19 protein-coding genes and 1 tRNA gene are annotated in these 19,462 nt (G+C 70.8%); 6 read left to right on the plus strand and 14 right to left on the minus strand.

Features of this window, described 5'->3' with window-relative positions; genetic code table 11:
* Positions 1 to 3: 3 nt before the first annotated feature.
* Complete coding sequence (gene dcm, locus AB0N73_RS09810; protein ID WP_363562872.1) at positions 4 to 1,338, minus strand: DNA (cytosine-5-)-methyltransferase; 1,335 nt, start codon at positions 1,336 to 1,338, stop codon at positions 4 to 6.
* 229 nt (positions 1,339 to 1,567) lie between these two features.
* Entirely contained in the window at positions 1,568 to 2,197 is a 630-nt protein-coding gene (locus AB0N73_RS09815) for a tyrosine-type recombinase/integrase (RefSeq protein ID WP_363562874.1), read from the minus strand.
* A gap of 36 nt (positions 2,198 to 2,233) precedes the next feature.
* Here AB0N73_RS09815 and AB0N73_RS09820 point away from each other — a divergent pair, with 36 nt between their 5' ends.
* Positions 2,234 to 2,782 (plus strand): tyrosine-type recombinase/integrase, encoded by a 549-nt coding sequence (locus AB0N73_RS09820; RefSeq protein ID WP_363562876.1) that lies wholly within the window; start codon positions 2,234 to 2,236, stop codon positions 2,780 to 2,782.
* A 176-nt stretch (positions 2,783 to 2,958) separates the two neighbouring features.
* Here the strand turns inward: AB0N73_RS09820 and AB0N73_RS09825 are convergent.
* Positions 2,959 to 3,032 (minus strand) — tRNA-Pro (locus tag AB0N73_RS09825).
* A gap of 122 nt (positions 3,033 to 3,154) precedes the next feature.
* Between AB0N73_RS09825 and AB0N73_RS09830 the strand changes: the two genes are divergently transcribed.
* The 3 genes from AB0N73_RS09830 to AB0N73_RS09840 all read left to right on the plus strand — a co-directional run bounded on the left by AB0N73_RS09830 (position 3,155) and on the right by AB0N73_RS09840 (position 5,780).
* Positions 3,155 to 3,868: a lysoplasmalogenase family protein gene (locus AB0N73_RS09830; RefSeq protein WP_363562878.1), complete on the plus strand. Its 714-nt coding sequence runs from the start codon at positions 3,155 to 3,157 to the stop codon at positions 3,866 to 3,868.
* Positions 3,865 to 4,248: a S4 domain-containing protein gene (locus AB0N73_RS09835; RefSeq protein ID WP_363562880.1), complete on the plus strand. Its 384-nt coding sequence runs from the start codon at positions 3,865 to 3,867 to the stop codon at positions 4,246 to 4,248. The genes AB0N73_RS09830 and AB0N73_RS09835 overlap by 4 nt, the downstream gene beginning before the upstream one ends.
* A 110-nt stretch (positions 4,249 to 4,358) precedes the next feature.
* Positions 4,359 to 5,780, plus strand: a complete 1,422-nt coding sequence (locus AB0N73_RS09840) for a DUF222 domain-containing protein (RefSeq protein WP_363562882.1) — start codon at positions 4,359 to 4,361, stop codon at positions 5,778 to 5,780.
* A gap of 58 nt (positions 5,781 to 5,838) precedes the next feature.
* Here the strand turns inward: AB0N73_RS09840 and AB0N73_RS09845 are convergent, their stop codons facing one another.
* A complete protein-coding gene (locus tag AB0N73_RS09845; RefSeq protein ID WP_363562884.1) occupies positions 5,839 to 6,747 on the minus strand; it encodes an NUDIX hydrolase in 909 nt (302 codons plus the stop codon).
* Positions 6,748 to 6,917: 170 nt separating this feature from the next.
* Between AB0N73_RS09845 and AB0N73_RS09850 the strand changes: the two genes are divergently transcribed.
* Both AB0N73_RS09850 and AB0N73_RS09855 read left to right on the plus strand, forming a co-directional pair.
* On the plus strand, positions 6,918 to 8,732 hold the full coding sequence (locus tag AB0N73_RS09850) for a ribonucleoside triphosphate reductase (protein ID WP_363562886.1): 1,815 nt from the start codon (positions 6,918 to 6,920) through the stop codon (positions 8,730 to 8,732).
* Between the two features lies 1 nt (position 8,733).
* Positions 8,734 to 9,477, plus strand: a complete 744-nt coding sequence (locus AB0N73_RS09855) for an anaerobic ribonucleoside-triphosphate reductase activating protein (RefSeq protein ID WP_363562888.1) — start codon at positions 8,734 to 8,736, stop codon at positions 9,475 to 9,477.
* Between the two features lie 152 nt (positions 9,478 to 9,629).
* Here the strand turns inward: AB0N73_RS09855 and der are convergent, their stop codons facing one another.
* The 10 genes from der to xerD all read right to left on the minus strand — a co-directional run bounded on the left by der (position 9,630) and on the right by xerD (position 19,461).
* Positions 9,630 to 11,153 carry a ribosome biogenesis GTPase Der gene (der, locus tag AB0N73_RS09860; RefSeq protein ID WP_363562890.1) on the minus strand — a complete coding sequence of 508 codons (1,524 nt, stop codon included), beginning with the start codon at positions 11,151 to 11,153 and terminating at the stop codon, positions 9,630 to 9,632.
* The gene (gene cmk / locus AB0N73_RS09865) at positions 11,143 to 11,832 is read right to left on the minus strand and encodes a (d)CMP kinase (RefSeq protein WP_363562892.1); all 690 of its coding nucleotides are present in this window, start codon (positions 11,830 to 11,832) and stop codon (positions 11,143 to 11,145) included. Before cmk ends, der begins: the two co-directional genes overlap by 11 nt.
* Positions 11,825 to 12,949, minus strand: coding sequence for a prephenate dehydrogenase (locus AB0N73_RS09870; protein WP_363562894.1), 1,125 nt, complete (start codon positions 12,947 to 12,949; stop codon positions 11,825 to 11,827). Before AB0N73_RS09870 ends, cmk begins: the two co-directional genes overlap by 8 nt.
* Entirely contained in the window at positions 12,946 to 13,722 is a 777-nt protein-coding gene (locus tag AB0N73_RS09875) for a pseudouridine synthase (protein WP_363562896.1), read from the minus strand. Before AB0N73_RS09875 ends, AB0N73_RS09870 begins: the two co-directional genes overlap by 4 nt.
* Positions 13,719 to 14,348, minus strand: a complete 630-nt coding sequence (scpB, locus tag AB0N73_RS09880; RefSeq protein ID WP_363562898.1) for an SMC-Scp complex subunit ScpB — start codon at positions 14,346 to 14,348, stop codon at positions 13,719 to 13,721. Before scpB ends, AB0N73_RS09875 begins: the two co-directional genes overlap by 4 nt.
* Complete coding sequence (locus AB0N73_RS09885) at positions 14,338 to 15,159, minus strand: ScpA family protein (RefSeq protein WP_363562900.1); 822 nt, start codon at positions 15,157 to 15,159, stop codon at positions 14,338 to 14,340. The genes scpB and AB0N73_RS09885 overlap by 11 nt, the downstream gene beginning before the upstream one ends.
* The gene (locus AB0N73_RS09890) at positions 15,143 to 16,015 is read right to left on the minus strand and encodes a ParA family protein (RefSeq protein ID WP_363562902.1); all 873 of its coding nucleotides are present in this window, start codon (positions 16,013 to 16,015) and stop codon (positions 15,143 to 15,145) included. The genes AB0N73_RS09885 and AB0N73_RS09890 overlap by 17 nt, the downstream gene beginning before the upstream one ends.
* A 104-nt stretch (positions 16,016 to 16,119) precedes the next feature.
* A complete protein-coding gene (locus tag AB0N73_RS09895; RefSeq protein WP_363562904.1) occupies positions 16,120 to 17,775 on the minus strand; it encodes a M28 family peptidase in 1,656 nt (551 codons plus the stop codon).
* A gap of 105 nt (positions 17,776 to 17,880) precedes the next feature.
* Positions 17,881 to 18,477 (minus strand): vitamin K epoxide reductase family protein, encoded by a 597-nt coding sequence (locus AB0N73_RS09900; protein ID WP_363562906.1) that lies wholly within the window; start codon positions 18,475 to 18,477, stop codon positions 17,881 to 17,883.
* A 60-nt stretch (positions 18,478 to 18,537) separates the two neighbouring features.
* Positions 18,538 to 19,461, minus strand: a complete 924-nt coding sequence (gene xerD / locus AB0N73_RS09905; protein WP_363562908.1) for a site-specific tyrosine recombinase XerD — start codon at positions 19,459 to 19,461, stop codon at positions 18,538 to 18,540.
* Position 19,462: the final 1 nt, after the last annotated feature.

A 19,462-nucleotide genomic window follows, 5' to 3' on the forward strand; every position in this document is an offset into this window, starting at 1 on the left:
GCCCTACGCGGCAGCCGCCACGCCTCGGTCGATAGGGGCAAGCAACGGGCGCGCGATCTCCTCAACGACCTTCGCATTGACGGCGTTGCCTAGAGCCTTGTAGGCCTGAAGGTCACTCTCGGGAAGCTGAATGGAATCGAGGCTCTGCAGGCGAGCGCACTCCTCCGGAGTCATGTAGCGGCGCTCCCAACCGAGAATCGGGACTTGCGTGTGCGTCATCGCGATCAGACTTGGAGCAGTGTTTGTCCGCTTTACCCGAACGCCCGACGCGCGGATCTGCAGGACATAGTGGTCAATCGAGCGTTCACCGCCTTGGGCATTCCACTCGAACTTCTGGAGGCTCGACGGCAACTCCCAGAGCCGAGAACGGCGCAGCCACGGATCGATCCAACTCTTGTTTGCGTTGTAGAACGCTCGATTCTGCGCGATGAAGTTCACCTTCCAGCGAGGGAAGCGGTAGTCGAGCCGACGTCCGTGGCTAGGGAGGAGTTCGCGCTGTCCCTCCTCGCTATAGCCACGCAGGGACACTCCGAAGCTGCCCCTGAACTTGTCGAGCGACTTCGAGCCGAGCTCAGCCTGCAGAGCGGCCGGTGTCGCATCTGCGTACGGATATGTCGCGCCGAACTCCATCGCCCAGATTGGGAACGACGGAAGCTTCACGTGCTTGGGGGACGACTTTAGGAAATCGTCCCAGATGTCGATCGCTCGCAGCGTATGTTCGGGCACCGCTCGATGAGGCGTCGCGCCCACGTCGAGGACGTCAGTGATGTCGGTCGGCCCCGGGTGCTTCTTGGGCCACTCGAACTGCGAAAGGCTCTCCTGCGATCCGACGAAGTAGGCGCGCTCGCGGATCTGTGGGATCCCAAAGTCATGCGGAGAGAACCGCTCGATCTTGACGTCGTAGTTCAGTTCACGAAGAAGGCCCTCGATCTTCTCGAGCGTTCTCCCGCCGTCGTGTCGAAGGATGTTCGGAACGTTCTCGAGGATGAACTGCCCCGGGCGCTTCTTATCGAGCACCTCAAGAACCTTGAAGAACAATTGTCCCTGGAGCGTGTGCTCGAAGCCCAACTGCTCGCCAGCCTTCGAAAACGGTTGGCACGGAAACCCTGCTGCGAGCACATCGTGAGCAGGGACTTGGCTTGCCACGTCGGTGAGCTTGTTGACATCGCCCCACGGCTTGAGATCGAAGTTGACGTTGTAGAGTGCGTTGAGCGTCGGATCCCACTCCGCAGCGAACACCGCGCTGCCGCCGAGGTTCTCCAGCGCGATGTGGAAGCCTCCGAGGCCGGCGAACAGATCGACGAACGTGAATGGGTCGATCGATCCTGTCTGCTGCATCTTCTCAGGGTACCCAAGGAGTCAGACATCGCCCGGTAGATGGTGGTGTCGGCGAGCCCCCAAAAGTTGAAGTGCTTCGGGTGCACTTCACCTGCCAACTCCAGCGCGTCCTGGAGTCTTCAACCTCAACCCGCGTCCAGCAGGCCAAGGAGTCGCGGGAGTGTGACGGTTGAGTTTGGAAGCTGCCTCGGGGGTGTGCGCAACCGGAACCAAGAGCTCTCCCGACTGCTCAACTCGCCCTCCCGAACGCCTGCTCGAGGAACCCTGCAGTGGCGGGGTTCACGGTCTCGTTTCGGCGAATGTAGTGCTCACGGGTGATCGCGGGGTCGCTGTGGCCGAGGAGCTCAGAGGCGAGCTGGAGCCCTCCGACATCGTTGATCGCGGTGGCCGCGGTACGACGGAACCTGTGCGGGGTGACGTCTTCGATGCCGGCCTGGTCCATGACGTCACGCAGCTGACGGCGGACGTTACTCGTCGTGTGCGATGTCCCGACACGGGTTGCGAACAACAGTGTCTCCGGGCCGGCAAAACGCAGCGCGCGGACCCGAGCACGGACCGCGAACCCGGGGAGCGCGACGCGACGGACCGAGCGTGCGGTCTTCGGATGATCCTGTCGATGTGTAGGTTCGCCCTTGCGACTGACGATCGTCCCCGCGACACGGACCATCGGCACGGGTGCGTCGAGGTCGAGGTCGGCGACGCGGATCGCAAGTACTTCGCCGATTCGGGCGGATGTGCCAAGCATGAATTCGACGATCTGCCCGAGTTGTCCGTCGGGACGGGGACCGGCGAGGATGGGCCGCTTCTCCCAGTCGCGGGTCGCGGCGCGGATAGCGGCGATCTCGTCCCAGGTAAACACGTCGGGACTTCGCGCCGGTCTGCGCAGGCGCGAGACATGGTCCTGGGATTGCGCGGGAGGATCTCGTGGCGCACGGCGAGTCCGAGGGCGAGGCGGAGGACGACGCGTGCTTGGCGGGCCTACCCCGGGTCCGGCGGACTTGTCACCAAGCAGACCAAGGGACGAGCCGCGCGTTTGATCCCGATCCTGAACGCACTCAAGCCAGTGTTGGAGCGTCTAACGGCGGACCGCGAGCCCGACGAGCGGCTGCTGCGCGGTCCCCGCGGCGGCGTACTGACCACAGCCAGCGTGCGCGACGCGACCAAGTGTGACGACGTCGTCACCGAGCTCGGACTGCCCTCACTGACTCGGCACGGGCTCCGCCACACCGGCGCGACCTGGATGGCCGACGCCGGCATCCACCTGCACGTGCTGCAACGCATCCTCGGACACAAGTCCATCGAGACCACGCGCGGCTACCTGCACCCCGACACCCGCCACCTTGCCTCCGCCGCCGAGCGGGCCAACGCATTCCTCGACGCCCAAGAACAGCGGCAGGCGCCCTCCCGGACCTCCGCCGGGACGCGGCCCTCACCGCACCGCTGATCTCCGTCACGAGCGTCGAACGGGGCGCCGGCGTCCCGGCTGTGTCCCGGCGCTCGGCAACCACCCACTCCTCGACATCGTGGCGCAACGGGACCCAGTCCACGAAGGTCCCCATAAACCTCGGACGGGAACGACGAAGCCCAGGTAAGAAATAAGCTCTCACCTGGGCTTTTCCGTCGGGATGACAGGATTTGAACCTGCGACCCCTTGACCCCCAGTCAAGTGCGCTACCAAGCTGCGCCACATCCCGATGCCACCCGCAAGCGGGCAACTCGATTATCTTACCCGCTCTCGGCGGTGCCCGCGAACGCGGCCGGCTCCCGCGCGCGCCGAGGCCCGCGACGGCGGCGTTCCGGCCGATAACGTGGGGGCATGCGCACCGCAGCCCCGGCATCCGATCGCGTCGCCTCGGCGCGCTCGACGCTCTGGGGCTTCGCGCTGTTCGCCGTCGTCGTCGCCGTACACGTCGTCGCGCTGGCCGTGGATGCCGCGGCTGTCGCCGATCCGACCAAGCTGCTGCTCATGCCGGTGCTGGCAGGCGCCGTGATCTGGGCGGCCCGGCGATCGCGCCCCGCGGGGTTCGCGGCCCTGCTCACCGCCGTCGCACTGTCGTGGCTGGGCGACAGCGTCGGTGTTCTCCCCGCGTTCCTGCCGACGATCCCCCTCATGCTGCTGCTGTTCGGCCTGGCGCACGTCGCCTACATCCGCCTCTTCGTGCGCTGGATCGCCGTGCAGCGCCTGCCGCGATGGACCCTGGTCTACGCCGCGTGGTGGGTCGCCCTGCTCGCGGCGATGGCCGCGCTCCTGCTGCCCCAGCCCAACGGCGGGCTGATGCTCGCGGCCCTCGCCGTCTACGGGGTGCTGCTGGGTGCGACCGCGATCACCGCCGCGCGCTGCACGCCCGCCGTCGCCGTCGGTGCTGCGCTGTTCCTGGCCTCCGACAGCCTGCTCGCCTTCCGCCTGTTCACCCCCGACGGCGCCCTCGAGTGGACGAGCCCGCTCATCATGCTGCTCTACGGCGCCGGGCAGGGCCTCATCGCCCTCGGCGCGGTGCGCACTCCCCCGCGCCAGGCGGTGCCCGCATGACGGATGCCGTCGGCCCGGTCCGCATCGACTCCTGGCTCTGGGCAGTGCGTGTGTACAAGACCCGTTCCGCCGCCACGACCGCGTGCCGCGCGGGTCACGTCCGCCTCGGCGGCGAGCGCGCGAAGGCGGCGCAGCTCGTGCGCCCGGGCGACGAGGTGCGCGTGCGCATCGCCGGGTTCGACCGCATCCTGGTGGTGCGCCAGACGATCGTGAAGCGCGTGAGTGCTCCCCTCGCGGCCCTGGCGGCGGACGACAAGACTCCTCCCCCGCCCCCGCGGGAACTGACCGCGTTCGTGCCGATGCGCGACCGCGGCGCGGGGCGTCCGACCAAGCGCGAGCGGCGCGATCTCGACAAGCTCCGCGGACGCGAGTCGGAGTAGATCCCGTTCTCAGGACGACGTCGCCGAGTGCACGGGTTAGCCGCGAAAAAGATCTTCTGATCCGGTCTTTCACGGCCCGGAATGTCGGAGGCCCTCGGCAGAATAGGGGTATGGACAGCTTCGTCGACACCCTCCGCGACCTCGCGGCGCAGGTCGGCGAGGTCGTGTCTACGGCCCTGGCATCGGGCACCGTTCGCGGTCTTTCCGATGCCGATGTGCTCGCACTGCTCGACACCGCGGGCGAGATCGGCCGCCGCGCCGACGCCGCGCTCGTCGAGGCCACGGCGCAGGTTGCCGTGCGGTCCGAGACGGTCGCGACCGCCGACCGCCTCACGACGCGTCACGGCTGCCGCACCGTCGCAGAGCTCGTGCAACGCACGGCACGGGTGTCCGGGCAGACGGCGCGCTCGGTGGCCCGTGCGGCCGAGGCCGTCGCCGAGCCCATCGCGCTCACCACGGGGGCCGCGATGCCCGCGGACTTCCCCGCGCTGCGCCAGGCGCTCGTCGACGGGATCGTGGGCGTCGACGGTGTCGTTGCGGTGTCGGGCGCGATCAGCACGGCCACCCGCGACGCTGCCCTCCGGCTCGCCGCCGACACCGAGCTGGCCGCCGCCGCGCGCGGTCCGGGGGCGGATGGGGGCGGGTCCGCCGCGGCCCCGCTGCCGTGCGCCGACGAGCTGCGTGCTCAGGCATCGGTCTGGGCGATGTACCTGAACCCCGACGGTGCCGAACCGGCCGAGGCGGCGGCCATGCGTCGCCGGGGCGTGCGGTTCGGTGTGCCGCGGGACGGTCTCGTGCCGCTGCGCGGCGAGCTCCTCCCCGAGGTGGCCGGGCAGCTGCGCCGTCTGTTCGACAGCATCCTCAATCCGAAGAACGAGCCGACCGGCCCGCGGTTCATCGACGAGGACCTCACCGTCGACGCCCCGTCCGAGATGCGCACGCGCCCGCACCGCGAGCACGACGCCCTCGCGACGATTCTCACCGTGGCCGCGCGGGCGGGCGAACTGCCCACGATCGGCGGCGCCGCACCCACACTCGTGATTTCTGTCACGCAGGACGACCTCGTCACCGGGCGCGGCATGGCGCACATCGACGGACTGCCCTCCCCCGTTTCGATCGACGCGGCGCGGCAGATCGCCTGCACGGGCGGCGTGCAGCGCGTGGTCTCCGACACCCACGGTCGCATCCAATCGATCTCGATCATCGATCGGGTGTTCGCCGCCCACCAGCGGCGTGCGATCGCCCTGCGCGACGGCGGCTGCATCATCCCCGGCTGCGACGTACCCGCCGCCTGGTGCGAGATCCACCACGTCACCGAGCACGCCGCGGGCGGTCCCACATCCACCGACAACGGGGTGCTGCTCTGCTGGCATCACCACCGCACCCTCGACTCCGGCGGCTGGACGATCCGCATGCGGCACGGACTCCCCGAAGTGCGCGGGCCCTCGTGGTGGGATCCCTCCCGAACCTGGCGAGCCGTCACCCGCTCGCCGATCCGGATGCGGCAACGCCTCGCCGTCGCGCGGCAGTAGCCCGCGCGGCGGGAGCCCGTACGGCAGGAACCCGTAGCAGCGCCCCGCGGCGAGCGCCTCAGCCGAGCAGGTCGAGCAACCAGCCCGCGCCGTGCACGGTGGCGCCGCCCGCTGTCGCCCGGTCGGCCAGCGCGCGATCGCTCGTGACGACCGTCACCGCCTCGCCGGATGCGGCGGCGGCGAGCACCTGCGCCACGATCTCGTCGTCGCCGGATGCGGGGGCGTGCACCACATCCACGCCTCCCGCGGAGCCCACGGTCCGCGCCTCCCGCGCGGCGCCTTCGAGCACCACGACGATGCGCGGGAACCAGCGCGCGGCGGGCAGCCCCAGGGCGTCGGCGACGATCCCCTCGGACGCGATGCCCTCGAGCCGGGTGAGCAGCCGCGCGGCCGCGCCCGCGCGGTCGCGCCACCAGCCGTCGGGAACCGAGCCCACAACGTTCGCCGCGTCGACGACGACCACGGGCCGGCGCTCGAGCAGGGGGCGCAGCAGGGTCCACGAATCCGCGAACCCGGGATGCAGGGGGTACGTGTCGACCTCGGAGATCGGCACCCACGACAGCTCGACGCTTTCGGGGTCGCTGATGACCGGTTCGAACGGGCGCACCACGTCGGCGACGAGCGTCGTGTACGACCAGTAGCCGAGGTCGAGGACGCTGAGCAGCCGCGGCCGCACCGCGCCGTCGGGCACGCCGGCCTCCTCGGTCGCCTCGCGCATGGCGCCGTCGACGGCCGACTCGTCCTGGTGGCGGGCACCGCCCGGCAGCGCCCACGTGCCGCCGAAGTGACTCCATGACACGCGGTGCTGCAGCAGCACGCCGCGCTCGGCGTCGACGGCGAGCAGACCCGCGGCTCCGAAGCGCCCCCAGAAGCGCTGGCCGTCGGGCGCAACGACCCACGCATCGCCGGGATCGCGCGGCCCGAGAGGCCGGCGCGGCTCACCCGGGGACGGCGGTTCGACGGTCATCGTCCCACCTTCCCACATCCCCGCCCCTCCCCCGCGGCCGGTGTCATTCCGAGACCCGAACACGACACCCGAACGGCGCCGATTATTCACCGCCCGCCGCCCCTCCCGCGCGCCGACCCGACGCCTACAGTGATGGATCCACACGCCGCCCGCCGATCCCAGGAGTCCGCATGAGCACATCCCGCACCGCCCGAAACGTCCCCGTCGCCGCGACGATCGACGAGTATCTCTCCCGGGGCGACTGGCGGGTCAATGCGAACGCGAACCAGGGCTATTCGCTCGGCGGCATGATGCTCAACACCTCGGGCAAGGTCATCGCCAACTACTGGCTCGACGAGGTCTACGCCCCGGCCGCGGGCACGGCGCACCGCGAGGGCGACATCCACATCCACGACCTCGACATGTTCGCCGGGTACTGCGCGGGCTGGTCGCTGCGGATGCTGCTGGAGGAGGGCTTCAACGGCGTGCCCGGCAAGGTCTCGTCGGCCCCGCCGCGCCACCTCACGAGCGCCCTCGGCCAGATGGTCAACTTCCTCGGCACGCTGCAGAACGAGTGGGCCGGCGCCCAGGCGTTCAGCTCGTTCGACACCTACCTCGCACCCTTCGTGCGGCTCGACGCGCTGACCTACCCCACCGTCCGCCAGGCGATCGAGGAGTTCGTCTTCAACCTCAACGTGCCCTCGCGGTGGGGCACGCAGACGCCGTTCACCAACCTCACCCTCGACTGGACCTGCCCCGACGACCTCGCCGAGCAGCGCCCGCTCATCGGCGGCACGGTGTGCGATTTCACCTACGGCGACCTCGGCGACGAGCGCGCGATGATCAACCGGGCCTTCATCGAGGTCATGACCGAGGGCGACGCGCTGGGCCGCGCGTTCACCTTCCCCATCCCCACCTACAACATCACCAAGGACTTCGACTGGGACGACCCCGCCGTCGACGCGCTCTTCGCGATGACCGCCAAGTACGGGCTGCCGTACTTCCAGAACTTCGTGAACTCCGACCTCGACCCCGGCATGATCCGCTCCATGTGCTGCCGGCTGCAGCTCGACCTCACGCAGCTGCTCGCGCGCGGCAACGGCCTCTTCGGCTCGGCCGAGCAGACCGGCTCGCTCGGCGTCGTCACGGTCAACTGCGCGCGCCTCGGGTTCCTCCACCCCGGGGATGAGGCGGGCCTGCTCGCGCGGCTCGACGAGCTCATCGAGATCGCCCGCGACACCCTCGAGGCCAAGCGTGCCGTCATCCAGCACCACATCGACGGCGGCCTGTTCCCGTACACCAAGCGCTACCTCGGCACGCTCGACAACCACTTCTCGACGATCGGCGTCAACGGCTTGAACGAGATGGTGCGCAACTTCAGCGGCGACCGCATCGACATCACCGACGACGAGGGTCACGACCTCGTCGCCCGCGTGCTCGACCACATCCGCGCCCGCATGGTCGAGTTCCAGGAGGCCACCGGCACGATGTACAACCTGGAGGCGACGCCCGCCGAGGGCGCCACCTACCGCTTCGCCAAGGCCGACCTCGCGCGCTTCGACGGCATCCACCAGGCCGGCAGCGACGCGAACCCGTACTACACGAACTCCTCGCAGCTGCCGGTGGGCTTCACCGACGACGCCTTCGAGGCCCTCGCGATGCAGGAGGACCTGCAGCAGAAGTACACCGGCGGCACCGTGCTGCACCTGTACATGGGCGAGGCGATGACCTCGTCCGCCGCGTGCCGCACCCTCGTGCGCCGTGCGCTCGAGAAGTTCCGGCTGCCCTACATCACCATCACCCCGACGTTCTCGATCTGCCCCACGCACGGGTACCGCTCCGGCGAGCACACGGTGTGCCCCGACTGCGGCAGCGCGTGCGAGGTGTGGACGCGCGTCATGGGCTACTTCCGCCCGGTGTCCTCGTTCAACATCGGCAAGCAGGGCGAGGCGGCGGAGCGGTTGGCATTCGCCGAGGAGCGCTCGCTCGCCACGGCGGCGCGCTGACATGGTGCCGCTCGCGGCGCCGCCCCACGACATCCGCATCGCAGGGCTCTCGAAGCTCTCGACCGTCGACTGGCCCGACCGCCTCGTCGCCACGGTCTTCCTGCAGGGGTGCCCGTGGGACTGCTTCTACTGCCACAACCCGGACCTGCGTGCGCCCCGCGCACCCGGCGTGATGAGCTGGCAGCGGCTCTGCGCGTTCCTGCGGCGCCGCCGCGGGCTGCTCGACGGCGTCGTGTTCTCGGGCGGCGAGCCCACCATGCAGCCCGCGCTGCCCGGCGCGGTGGCGGCGGTGCGGCAGATGGGCTTCGCCGTCGGGCTGCACACCGCCGGCGCCTACCCCGCGGCCCTGCAGCGCCTGCTGCCCCAGCTCGACTGGGTGGGCCTCGACATCAAGGCCGGGCGCACGGGCTACGAGCGGGTCACCGGGTACGCGAACGCCGCCGAGCGCTCGTGGGGGTCCCTCGCGGTGCTGCTCGGCGCGGCCGCTGCCCGCGCGGGCAGCCCGCGGCCGCTCGACTACGAGATCCGCACGACCGTGCATCCCGACGCGATGGATGAGGCGCAGCTCACCGCGCTCGGCCACCGGCTCGCGGATGCCGGTGTGCACACATGGGCGGTGCAGCGGTTCCGGAGCGAGGGCGTGCGCCTGCCGATGCCGCGCACCGACGGCGAGTCCGCAGACCTCGCGCCGGTCGCGTTCGACGACCTGCCGGCGCACCGGTTCGACCGGTTCGTCGTGCGGTGAGCGTCGTGGGGGGGGGGGGGGGGGGCCCCGCCCCACGCGACCCGACCGGCCCCAGCGCGGGGACCCCCTCCCCGCGGGCGCCCGGGTCCGCGCGTTTGGTGGGGGGGTGGGGGCGGGGCGGGGGCCGTCGGGGCCCCCGCCACGACGTGCGCTCAGCGCTGGCGCTTCTCGCGCACCCGCATGTTGACCACGATCGGCGTGCCCTCGAAGCCGTACAGCTCGCGCAGGCGCCGCTGGATGAAGCGACGGTAGCCGGGGTCGAGGAACCCGGTCGTGAACAGCACGAAGGTCGGCGGACGCGTGCCCGCCTGCGTGCCGAACAGGATGCGGGGCTGCTTGCCACCGCGCAGCGGGTGCGGGTGCTCGGCGACGAGCTCCGACAGGAACGCGTTGAACTTTCCGGTCGAGATGCGCTGATCCCACGACTCGAGCGCGGTCTCGAGCGCCGGAACCAGCTTCTCGAGGTGGCGTCCGGTGCGCGCCGAGATGTTGACGCGCGGCGCCCAGGCGACGTGGGCGAGGTCCTGCTCGATCTCGCGCTCGAGGTACCGGCGACGATCCGCGTTCTCGAGGTCGTCGTCGTTCAGGCGATCCCACTTGTTGAACGCGAGCACGAGCGCACGGCCAGACTCGAGCACCATGTCGATGATGCGCACGTCCTGCTCGCTGATCGGCTGCGAGACGTCGATCACGACGACCGCGACCTCCGCCTTCTCGAGCGCGGCCGAGGTGCGCAGCGACGCGTAGAAGTCCGCGCCCTGCTGCAGGTGCACGCGGCGGCGGATGCCGGCGGTGTCGACCAGACGCCAGAGCTTGCCGCCCAGGTCCACGATCTCGTCGACCGGGTCGCGCGTGGTTCCCGCGAGCTCGTTGACGACCACGCGCTCCTCGCCCGCGGCCTTGTTCAGCAGCGACGACTTGCCGACGTTCGGGCGTCCGAGGATCGCCACGCGACGCGGGCCGCCGATCTCCTGCTTGGCCACCGCCGACACCTCCGGCAGCACCTTCATGACCTCGTCGAGCAGGTCGGCGACGCCGCGACCGTGGATCGCCGAGACCGGGCGCGGTTCGCCGAGTCCCAGGCTCCACAGCGCTGCGGCTTCAGGCTCCTGGCGCGCGTCGTCGATCTTGTTCGCCACGAGGATGACCGGCTTGCCGCTGCGACGCAGCAGCTTCACGACGTACTCGTCGGTCGAGGTGGCCCCGACCTTCGCGTCGACGACGAACAGCACCATGTCGGCCAGGTCGATCGCGATCTCGGCCTGCGCCGCGACCGAGCGATCGATGCCGCGGGCGTCGGGCTCCCAGCCGCCGGTGTCGACGAGCGAGAAGCGCCGGTCGAGCCACTCCGCCTTGTACGTCACGCGGTCGCGCGTGACGCCGGGGGTGTCCTCGACGACGGCCTCGCGGCGACCGAGGATGCGGTTCACCAGCGCGGACTTGCCGACGTTCGGGCGACCGACGATCGCGACGACCGGCAGCGCGGCCGAGTACTCGATGCCGTCGCCGTCACCGATCAGCCCCTCGAGGACGTCGGCGTCGTCCTCGTCGAGGTCGTAGTCCTGCAGCGACGCGCGCAGCGTCGCCGCGCGCTGCTCGGCGAGGTTCTCGTCGAGGTCGGCGAGCTTCTCCTCGAGCTGGTCGGGTCCTGCGTCGTATTCGTCGTCAGCGTGCATTCTGGGCCTCCCGCATCCGCTCGGTGACCGCGAGTACTGCCGCCACCGTCTGTTCGAAATCGAGGTCGCTCGAATCGACGACCTCCACACCTGGGGCCGCCGACATGAAGTCGACGACGGTCGAGTCCGACGCGTCGCGTCGGTGCAGGGCGTCCGCGACCGATGCCGCGTCCTGCCCGTGGGTCTCGGCGCTGCGCCGCGCCGCGCGCACCTCGGGGGCCGCGGTCAGCAGCACCCGGACGGGCGCGTCGGGGGCGACGACCGTCGTGATGTCGCGCCCCTCCACCACCACGCCGGGCCGGCCGGACTCGGCCACGAGCTCGCGGAACCGCGCGTTCACCGCGTGGCGCACGACGGGCACGCGGGCCACGCCGCTCACCGCGTCGGTCACGCGGGACTCGCGGATCGCGTCGGTGACGTCGTTCTCGCCGACGCGCACCCAGTAGCTGTCGGGGTCGAGCGAGATGCTGCCGTCGAAATCGCCCATCGCGTCGACGACCGATGCCGCATCCGACGTGTCGACACCGCGATCGAGCGCGTGCCACGCGAGCGAGCGGTAGACGGCGCCGGTGTCGAGGTACCCGTACCCCAGCCGCCGCGCGACCTGCTTCGACACCGACGACTTGCCGCTTCCTGCGGGCCCGTCGACGGCGATGACCACGACATCCTCGTTACTCATTGACACTGCTCGCAATCCTCCATCCGCGCGCCTCGAGCCCCGCGACGGCGGGACCGGATGCGGCGGGCACGACACTGATCTCGGCGAGACCGAACTGTGCGCCGGGCGAATGCTCCAGGCGCAGATCCTCCACGTTGACACCGAGCTCGCCCAGCTCACCGAAGAGGCGACCCAGCTGGCCCGGGGTGTCGTCGACCATGACGACGATGGAGTCGAAGCGACGGTTCTGACCGTGCTTGCCGGGCAGGCGCTCGACGCCCTGGTTGCCCTGCCGGATCGTGTCGGCGACGGCGCGGCGGGATCCGGGGGCATCGGGAACGCGCAGCGCGTCGGTGACGGCGGCGAGGTCGGCGGCGAGCGCATCGAGCACGTCGACCACGGGCGCCGCGTTCGCCCCGAGGATCTGCACCCAGAGCTCGGGCGCGGATGCGGCGAGCCGGGTCGTGTCGCGCACGCCCTGCCCGGCGAGGCCGAGCGAGCCCTCCGGGGCCTCGGCGAGGCGGCCGGCGAGAAGCGTCGAGACCAGCTGCGGCACGTGAGACACGAGCGCGACGGCGCGGTCGTGCTCGTCGGGAGCCATCTCGATCGGCATCGCACCGAGGTCGAGCGCGAGGCCCTCCACGAGCGCCAAGTGCGCGGCGGAGGTCTCCTCGTCGCGGCAGACCACCCACGGGCGGCCGATGAACAGGTCGGCGCGCGCCGAGATCGCCCCACCGCGCTCGCGCCCGGCCATGGGGTGCGAGCCGATGTAGCGGGTCAGGTCCACGCCGCGCGCGCGCAGCGCCTCGAGCGGCTCGGTCTTCACACTCGCCACATCCGTGACGACGGCGTCCGGGTACGCGGCCAGCTCGCGCTCGACGACGTCGGCGATGACATCGGGCGGCACCGCCACGACGACGAGGGAGGGCGTGTCACCGGGCGCGGGCGCCCGGCCGGCGCCGTAGTCGATCGCGAGGCGCAGCTGCGCGGGCGAGGTGTCGTCGAGCACCACATCGACGCCGCGCGCGCGCAGCGCGTGGCCGATGCTCGCGCCGAGCAGGCCCGCGCCGACCACGCGGACGGTGCCGGCGGTCCGCGAAGCGACGCGCACGGCGCCTGCTGCGGTGGACTCGCTCACACGTTCTCCTGGTCTGCGGGCGGCGCCGTCTCGGCGTCACGGCGCGCGAGAGTGAGCAGCGCCCCCCGCTCGATTTTAGTCAGTTCCCGCGACCGGCCCGCCGGGAGCGTTCCCAGGTGCAGCGGACCGAACTGACGGCGCACGAGTTCGAGCACCGGATGCCCGACGGCCGCCATCATCCGGCGGACGATCCGGTTGCGCCCGGAGTGCAGGGTGAGCTCCACCAGGCTGCTGTCGTACGACGCGTCGAGCAGCCGCGCCTTGTCGGCCGCGATCGGGCCGTCCTCCAGCTCGATGCCGCGCGTGAGCGAGGCGATGCTCTGCGGCGAGACCCGCCCCTCGACCTTCGCGATGTACACCTTCGTCACTCCGAACGAGGGGTGCGCCAACACGTGCGAGAGGTCGCCGTCGTTCGTCAGCAGCAGCAGCCCCGACGTCTCGGCGTCGAGACGGCCGACGTTGTACAGCCGCTCCTCGAACTCGTCGGTGTAGCGCCGCAGATCGGGGCGACCGCGCTCGTCGCGCATCGAGCTGACGACCCCCGTGGGCTTGTTCAGCATCACGTAGCGCATGGACTGGTCGAACTGCACGGCGATGCCGTCGACATCCACCATGTCCGTCTCGGGCCGGATGCGGCTGCCCAGGGCGTCGACGACGGTGCCGTTGACGCGCACGCGCCCCTCCGCGATCATCTGCTCGGCGACGCGCCGCGAGGCGACTCCCGCGTTCGCCAGGGCCTTCTGCAGGCGGACGCCCTCGTCGTTCTCGGTCATCGGATCCCCTCGTCGAAGCCGGTCGACCCATCGTCGAGCAGCGGTGAGATGTGCGGAAGCTCGTCCAGGGAGTTGATCCCGAGCTTCTCGAGCAGTGCGGCCGTGGTCCCGTAGAGGATCGCCCCGGTCTCGGGGTCGTGTCCGACCTCGGTGATCAGCGCCCGACCCACCAGCGTACGCACCACGGAGTCGACGTTGACCGCGCGGATCGAGGCGACCTGGCCGCGGGTCACGGGCTGCTTGTACGCGATGACCGCGAGGGTCTCGAGAGCCGCCTGCGAGAGGCGGGACGGCTGCTGGGTGCCGAGGAACTCGGTGATGAGACGGTCGTAGTCGTCGCGCACGTAGAGGCGCCAGCCGCCGCCGACCTCCCGCAGCTCGAAACCGCGACGCGGTCCGCCGGTCTCGCCGTCGTAGTCGGCCACGAGCGCGGCGATGGCCTTGCGCACGGCCGGCACGGGTGCGCTGACGGCGGCGGCGAGGCTCACGACGCTGTGCGGCTCGTCGAGGATGAGCAGCACGGCTTCGAGCCGGCGCGCGACCGAGCCGACATCCTGCGGCCAGGCCGTGGGCTCGTCCTCGCCCTGCGCGGCGGGTGCGGCGGGCGCTTCGGTGTCATCGGTCATAATCGGCTCCCAGCGTGGCGAGGTTCTCCTCGGACCACCGTTCCGCGCTCCAGCGGAGCGTGAGCTCACCGAGCGGTTCGAGTTGCTCGAACGACAGCGCGGCGTGGCGGTACAGCTCGAGGATGGACAGGAATCGGGCGACGACGATGCCGGGGGCGGCGACCCCGGCGATCAGGTCGCGGAACGACAGCGTGCCGCGCTCGCGCAGCAGCGTCACGACGATCGCGGCCTGCTCGCGGATGCTGACGAGCGGGGCGTGCAGGTGGTCGAGGCCGACGTGCGGGATCTCCTTGGGCGCCAGTGCGAACATCGCGAGCGCCGCGAAGTCGTCGGGCGTGAGCGTCCACACCAGCTCGGGCGCGGCCCGGCGGTACTTCTCGTCGATGCGCACGGTGCGGATGTGGCGTCGGTCCTCGCGCTCGAGCGACCGCGCGAACCACGCCGAGACCTCTTTGAACGCGCGGTACTGCAGCAGACGGGCGAACAGCAGGTCACGCGCCTCGAGCAGCGCCACCGACTCGGCGTCGACGAGCTCGCCCTGCGGCAGAAGCCCGGCCACCTTCATGTCGAGCAGCGTCGTGGCGACGACGAGGAACTGCGAGGCCTCATCCAGATCCGCATCGGGGCCCAGCTGGCGCAGGTAGGCGATGAACTCGTCCGTCACCGCGCTGAGCGCCACATCCGTGATGTCGAGCTCGTGCTTCGAGATGAGCGTCAGGAGCAGGTCGAACGGGCCGTCGAACACCCCGAGCGACACACGGAATCCACCGTCGTCGGTTGGCGTCTGCTCCTGGTCAGGCGACAGCGCCACGGGCGACCAGCTCCCGCGCGAGCCGCAGATAGGCCTGCGCGGCCGCGTGCTCGGGCGCGAACTCGGTGATGGGCATGCCCGACACCGAGGCGTCGGGGAACTTCACCGTGCGTCCGATGACCGTCTCGAGGACGTCGTCGCCGAACGCCTCCACCACGCGCTCGAGGACCTCGCGCGAGTGCAGCGTGCGCGGGTCGTACATCGTGGCCAGCACGCCGTCGAGGGTGATGCTGGGGTTCAGCCGGTCACGCACCTTGTCGATCGTCTCGATCAGCAGCGCCACACCGCGCAGCGCGAAGAACTCGCACTCGAGCGGGATCAGCACGCCGTGGCTGGCCGTGAGGGCGTTGACGGTGAGCAGACCCAGCGACGGCTGGCAGTCGATGAGGATGACGTCGTAGTCGGCCACGACATGGCGGAGCACCCGGGCGAGGATCGTCTCGCGCGCGACCTCGTTGACCAGGTGCACCTCGGCCGCCGACAGGTCGATGTTCGCCGGGATGACGTCGAGACCCTCGACCGCGGTGTGCACGATCGTCTCGCGCGGGTCGCGCTTGGTGTCGAGCAGCAGGTCGTAGATCGTCGGCATGTCGTGCGTGTGGATGCCGAGACCCGCCGACAGCGCGCCCTGCGGGTCGAAGTCGACCGCGAGCACCTTGCGCCCGTAGGCGGCGAGCGACGCCGCCAGATTGATCGTCGTCGTGGTCTTGCCCACGCCGCCCTTCTGGTTGCAGAGGGCGATGATCCGGGCGGGCCCATGGGCGGCGAGCGCCGGAGGCGTCGCGAAGCCCTGATACGGTCGCCCGGTGGGCCCGAGGGTCACCTCAGTCTTCGAGGTCTTCCCCGCTTGCTTCACCGCGCGATCCGCCACCGTACTCCTGCTCTCCGGGTCGTTCGATCGATTCTACCGACGCGGGGCGCTCGAGCGGGCAGGGCATGCCGGTGCCCTGCCCGCTCGTGTCACGACCGGGTGCGGCGCAGGGCCCCGCGGCTCACCACGAGCCCGCCGGCGAGCACGGCCAGCACGCCCGCGGCGATCCATCCGCCGGGTGCCGTGCCACCGGATGCGGCGAGGTAGCCCTCGCCCTCGTTGGTGACGTCGGGGGCGGGCGCGGGCACCGGGACGGGGTCGACGATCGGCACGACGCCGTTGATGGCGGAGGTGTCGTTCGCGAGCGACGCGGTGACGTTCGCGATCGCGCCGAGCATGATGCCGAGCGCTTCGACGTTCACGTTCGTGATGTCATCCGCGGCCGTGTGGTAGTTCGGATCCATCAGGATTCCGGCCGTGCCGCCGAACAGCGCCACCTGCTCCGCCGTCTTCACATCGTCGGCGCCGGTGAACAGACCGGATGCCGGGATGTCCGCGCGGATGAAAGCGTCGTAGTCGCTCCGGCCGTCGAACGCCGTGTCGATCCACGGCTGGCCGCTCGCGTCGAAGTAGTCGGTGAACGCCGCCTCGGTGGCCACCGAGCCCTCCGGCACGATGACGGGCGCCTCGTAGGTCGACTCGTTGGCGTCGTAGACCGAGATGACGTAGTTGGGCGAGGCGACCATGTCGAAGTTCAGGTAGGTCGCGATCGTGTCGAGGGCGGCGTCGCCGCCGGTGTTGTACAGGTCGTCGACGTAGTACGCGGAGCCGAGCAGCCCGATCTCCTCCGCTCCCCACCACGCGAACCGCACGCGGTTCTCGAGCTCGCCCGAGGCCGCGAGCTGCAGCGCCACCTCGAGGATGGCCGCCGAGCCGGACCCGTTGTCGTTGATCCCCGCGCCGTCCTCGACCGAGTCGAGGTGGGCACCGAGCATCACGACGTTGTCGGCGCGCCCCGTGGGCGTGTCGGCGATGACGTTGAAGGTCTCGATCTCGTCGATGTGCTGCTGCAGGTCGAGGTCGGCAGTCACGACGCCCGCCTCCATCGCGGCGAGGATCTCGGCGCCCTGCGACTGCAGGATGCCGACGGTCGGCACGAGGTCGGGGGTCTGCCCGCCCAGGGTGCCCTCGAGCGGTCCGACGTCGTTGTTGTAGATGATCGCTGCGACCGCGCCGGCGCCGGCGGCGGCCGCGGACTTCTCGGCGAACGAGCACACGCCCCGCGAGACGAGGGCGATCGCGCCGGTCGCGTCGACGCCGTCCCAGTCGGCCGCGGAGCAGCCGTTCGCCGCCGACGGCGCGATCAACGGCACGTCGACGAGTCCGCCGGCGGGGGTGCCGGGCGTGTACTCCATCGGCACGCCGAGCGGATCGGCGGTGCCGTCGTCATCCTCATCGTCGTCGAAGATGATGCCGTCGATCGCGAGCGAGAAGGCGTCGATCGTCTGCAGGGCGGCGTCGAAGTACTGGCGCACGGGCGTGTAGCCCGCGGAGGTGAGGGCGGCCTCGATGTACGCGGCGCTCGCCTCGTACCCGGGCGTGCCCGCCGCGCGGTTGCCGCCGTTCGCGTCGGCCACCGCCTGCAGCTGCTCGAGGTGCACGAGCACGGCGTCGGTCGTCACCCGCTCGTCGAGATCGGCGGGGTCCACCGCTGCCGCGGGGGCGATGCCGGCCACGAGCGCCACGGCGGCGCCCGCCCCGATGCCCACCAGGATCCGGGCGGAGTGGTGTCGTGCTCTGTTCACAGTGAAGTCCTCTCGCGTTTCCCCGGATGCCCCGACGCTAGCCGCTGACCGGGGTATCCGTACAGAGAATTCACAGAATCGCAATACCGCGCGCGGCGCGCAGGGTCAGAACAGAGAGCCGAGCGCGTCGAGACGCAGCTGGGCCACGACCGCGATCAGGGCGATGTCGGCGATGGCCACCAGCGGCGCCCAGCTGCGGAGGAACTCCCCCGGGCGCACCGCCCATCTGCCCCAGATGCCCTCGCGCGCCGACCAGCCGAGCGTCACCCAGAAGAGCGGGATCGTCACGAGCCACACGATCATGCACCAGGGGCAGAGCGAGCCGTACTCGAAGACGCTGCGATAGGCGAGCACGTGCACGAAGATCATCGCGCCGGTCACGAAGCCCGTGAACACCCGCCAGTACGCGTCGCGCTGACCGCCGACGGTCGCCAGCGCCGTGACGCCCGCGAAGATCGGACCGAGGAAGAGCACCACCCCGATGAGCGAGTTCGAGAAGCCGAGCAGGTTGCCGCCCGGTGAGAGCAGGTTCGGCCCGCACGTCACGATCACGCTCAGCTGGCAGGTGACGATCGGTTCCGCGCCGCTGAGCTGTCCGATGTACTCCAAGTACAGCAGGAACGAGACGCCCCATCCGATGAGTCCGACGATGATCCAGAAGACGGCCAGGGCACGGGACGGGAGCGCGGTGGGGGCGGGCACGGCGCCATCCTGCCCCGCGCCGCCGCACCGACGGGGCCCGAGGGGCCGGGGATAACCGTCTCAGCGCGCGCGGGGGTGCGACGTCGCGTAGACGTCGCGGAGCGCGTCGACGCTCACGTAGGTGTAGATCTGCGTGGTGGCCACCGACGAGTGCCCCAGCAGTTCCTGCACGACGCGGACGTCGGCGCCGCCCTGCAGCAGGTGGGTCGCGAAGGAATGGCGCAGCGTGTGCGGCGACACGTGCGCCTCGAGCCCCGCACGCTCGGCCGCCTGCTGCAGCACGGCCCACGCGCTCTGGCGCGACAACGGCGCCCCGCGGGCGCCGAGGAACAGCCGCGGCGACGCCCGCCCGCGCGCCGCCAGCTCGGGCCGCGCCCGCACGAGGTAGGCGTCGACCGCGGACCGTGCGTACGACCCGACGGGCACGACGCGTTCCTTGGAGCCCTTGCCGCGCACGCGCAGCATGTCGCCCGTGGCGAGATCGTCGACATCCAGCTGGATGACCTCCGACACGCGCGCTCCGGTGGCGTACAGAAGCTCGACGAGCGCGCGATCGCGCACCGCGACGGCCTCGGCGGAGCGATCGGCACCGGGCGCGGGGCCCGCCGCGTCGAGCAGCCGCTCCACCTGGTCGATCGTCAGCGCCTTCGGCAGCCGTTGCGGCAGCTTGGGCGGACGCAACGTCGTGGCCGGATCGTCGTCACGGATCCCCTCGCGCACGAGGAATCGGTGCCACCCCCGCACCGAGGACTGCAGGCGGGCGAGGCTCGACGCGGCCGGCCGGGGCTCGGCGCGCGCCCGCTCGGCCCCGAAGTCGGCGACGTGAGCGGCGGTGATCTCCGCCACATCCGCGAGACCGGCCTCCGCGAGCCACGCCGCGTAGACGGCGAGGTCCCGCCGGTAGGCGTCGACGGTGTGGGCGGCGAGACCCCGTTCGATCGTCACGTGCCGGAGGTAGACCTCGACCGCGCGCTCGATGCGCATC

This window comes from Microbacterium sp. NPDC089189 (assembly GCF_040685095.1).
Classification (GTDB): domain Bacteria; phylum Actinomycetota; class Actinomycetes; order Actinomycetales; family Microbacteriaceae; genus Microbacterium.

Bases quoted from the DNA above. Each gene is read 5' to 3' on its own strand.
- der (WP_363562890.1), bottom strand. From the start codon at position 11,153: ATGCACGCTGACGACGAATACGACGCAGGACCCGACCAGCTCGAGGAG.
- dcm (WP_363562872.1), bottom strand. From the start codon at position 1,338: ATGCAGCAGACAGGATCGATCGACCCATTCACGTTCGTCGATCTGTTC.
- cmk (WP_363562892.1), bottom strand. From the start codon at position 11,832: ATGAGTAACGAGGATGTCGTGGTCATCGCCGTCGACGGGCCCGCAGGA.
- AB0N73_RS09855 (WP_363562888.1), top strand. From the start codon at position 8,734: ATGGTGCCGCTCGCGGCGCCGCCCCACGACATCCGCATCGCAGGGCTC.
- scpB (WP_363562898.1), bottom strand. From the start codon at position 14,348: ATGACCGATGACACCGAAGCGCCCGCCGCACCCGCCGCGCAGGGCGAG.
- xerD (WP_363562908.1), bottom strand. From the start codon at position 19,461: ATGCGCATCGAGCGCGCGGTCGAGGTCTACCTCCGGCACGTGACGATC.
- AB0N73_RS09850 (WP_363562886.1), top strand. From the start codon at position 6,918: ATGAGCACATCCCGCACCGCCCGAAACGTCCCCGTCGCCGCGACGATC.
- AB0N73_RS09830 (WP_363562878.1), top strand. From the start codon at position 3,155: ATGCGCACCGCAGCCCCGGCATCCGATCGCGTCGCCTCGGCGCGCTCG.
- AB0N73_RS09835 (WP_363562880.1), top strand. From the start codon at position 3,865: ATGACGGATGCCGTCGGCCCGGTCCGCATCGACTCCTGGCTCTGGGCA.
- AB0N73_RS09875 (WP_363562896.1), bottom strand. From the start codon at position 13,722: ATGACCGAGAACGACGAGGGCGTCCGCCTGCAGAAGGCCCTGGCGAAC.
- AB0N73_RS09840 (WP_363562882.1), top strand. From the start codon at position 4,359: ATGGACAGCTTCGTCGACACCCTCCGCGACCTCGCGGCGCAGGTCGGC.
- AB0N73_RS09845 (WP_363562884.1), bottom strand. From the start codon at position 6,747: ATGACCGTCGAACCGCCGTCCCCGGGTGAGCCGCGCCGGCCTCTCGGG.
- AB0N73_RS09820 (WP_363562876.1), top strand. From the start codon at position 2,234: ATGGTCCTGGGATTGCGCGGGAGGATCTCGTGGCGCACGGCGAGTCCG.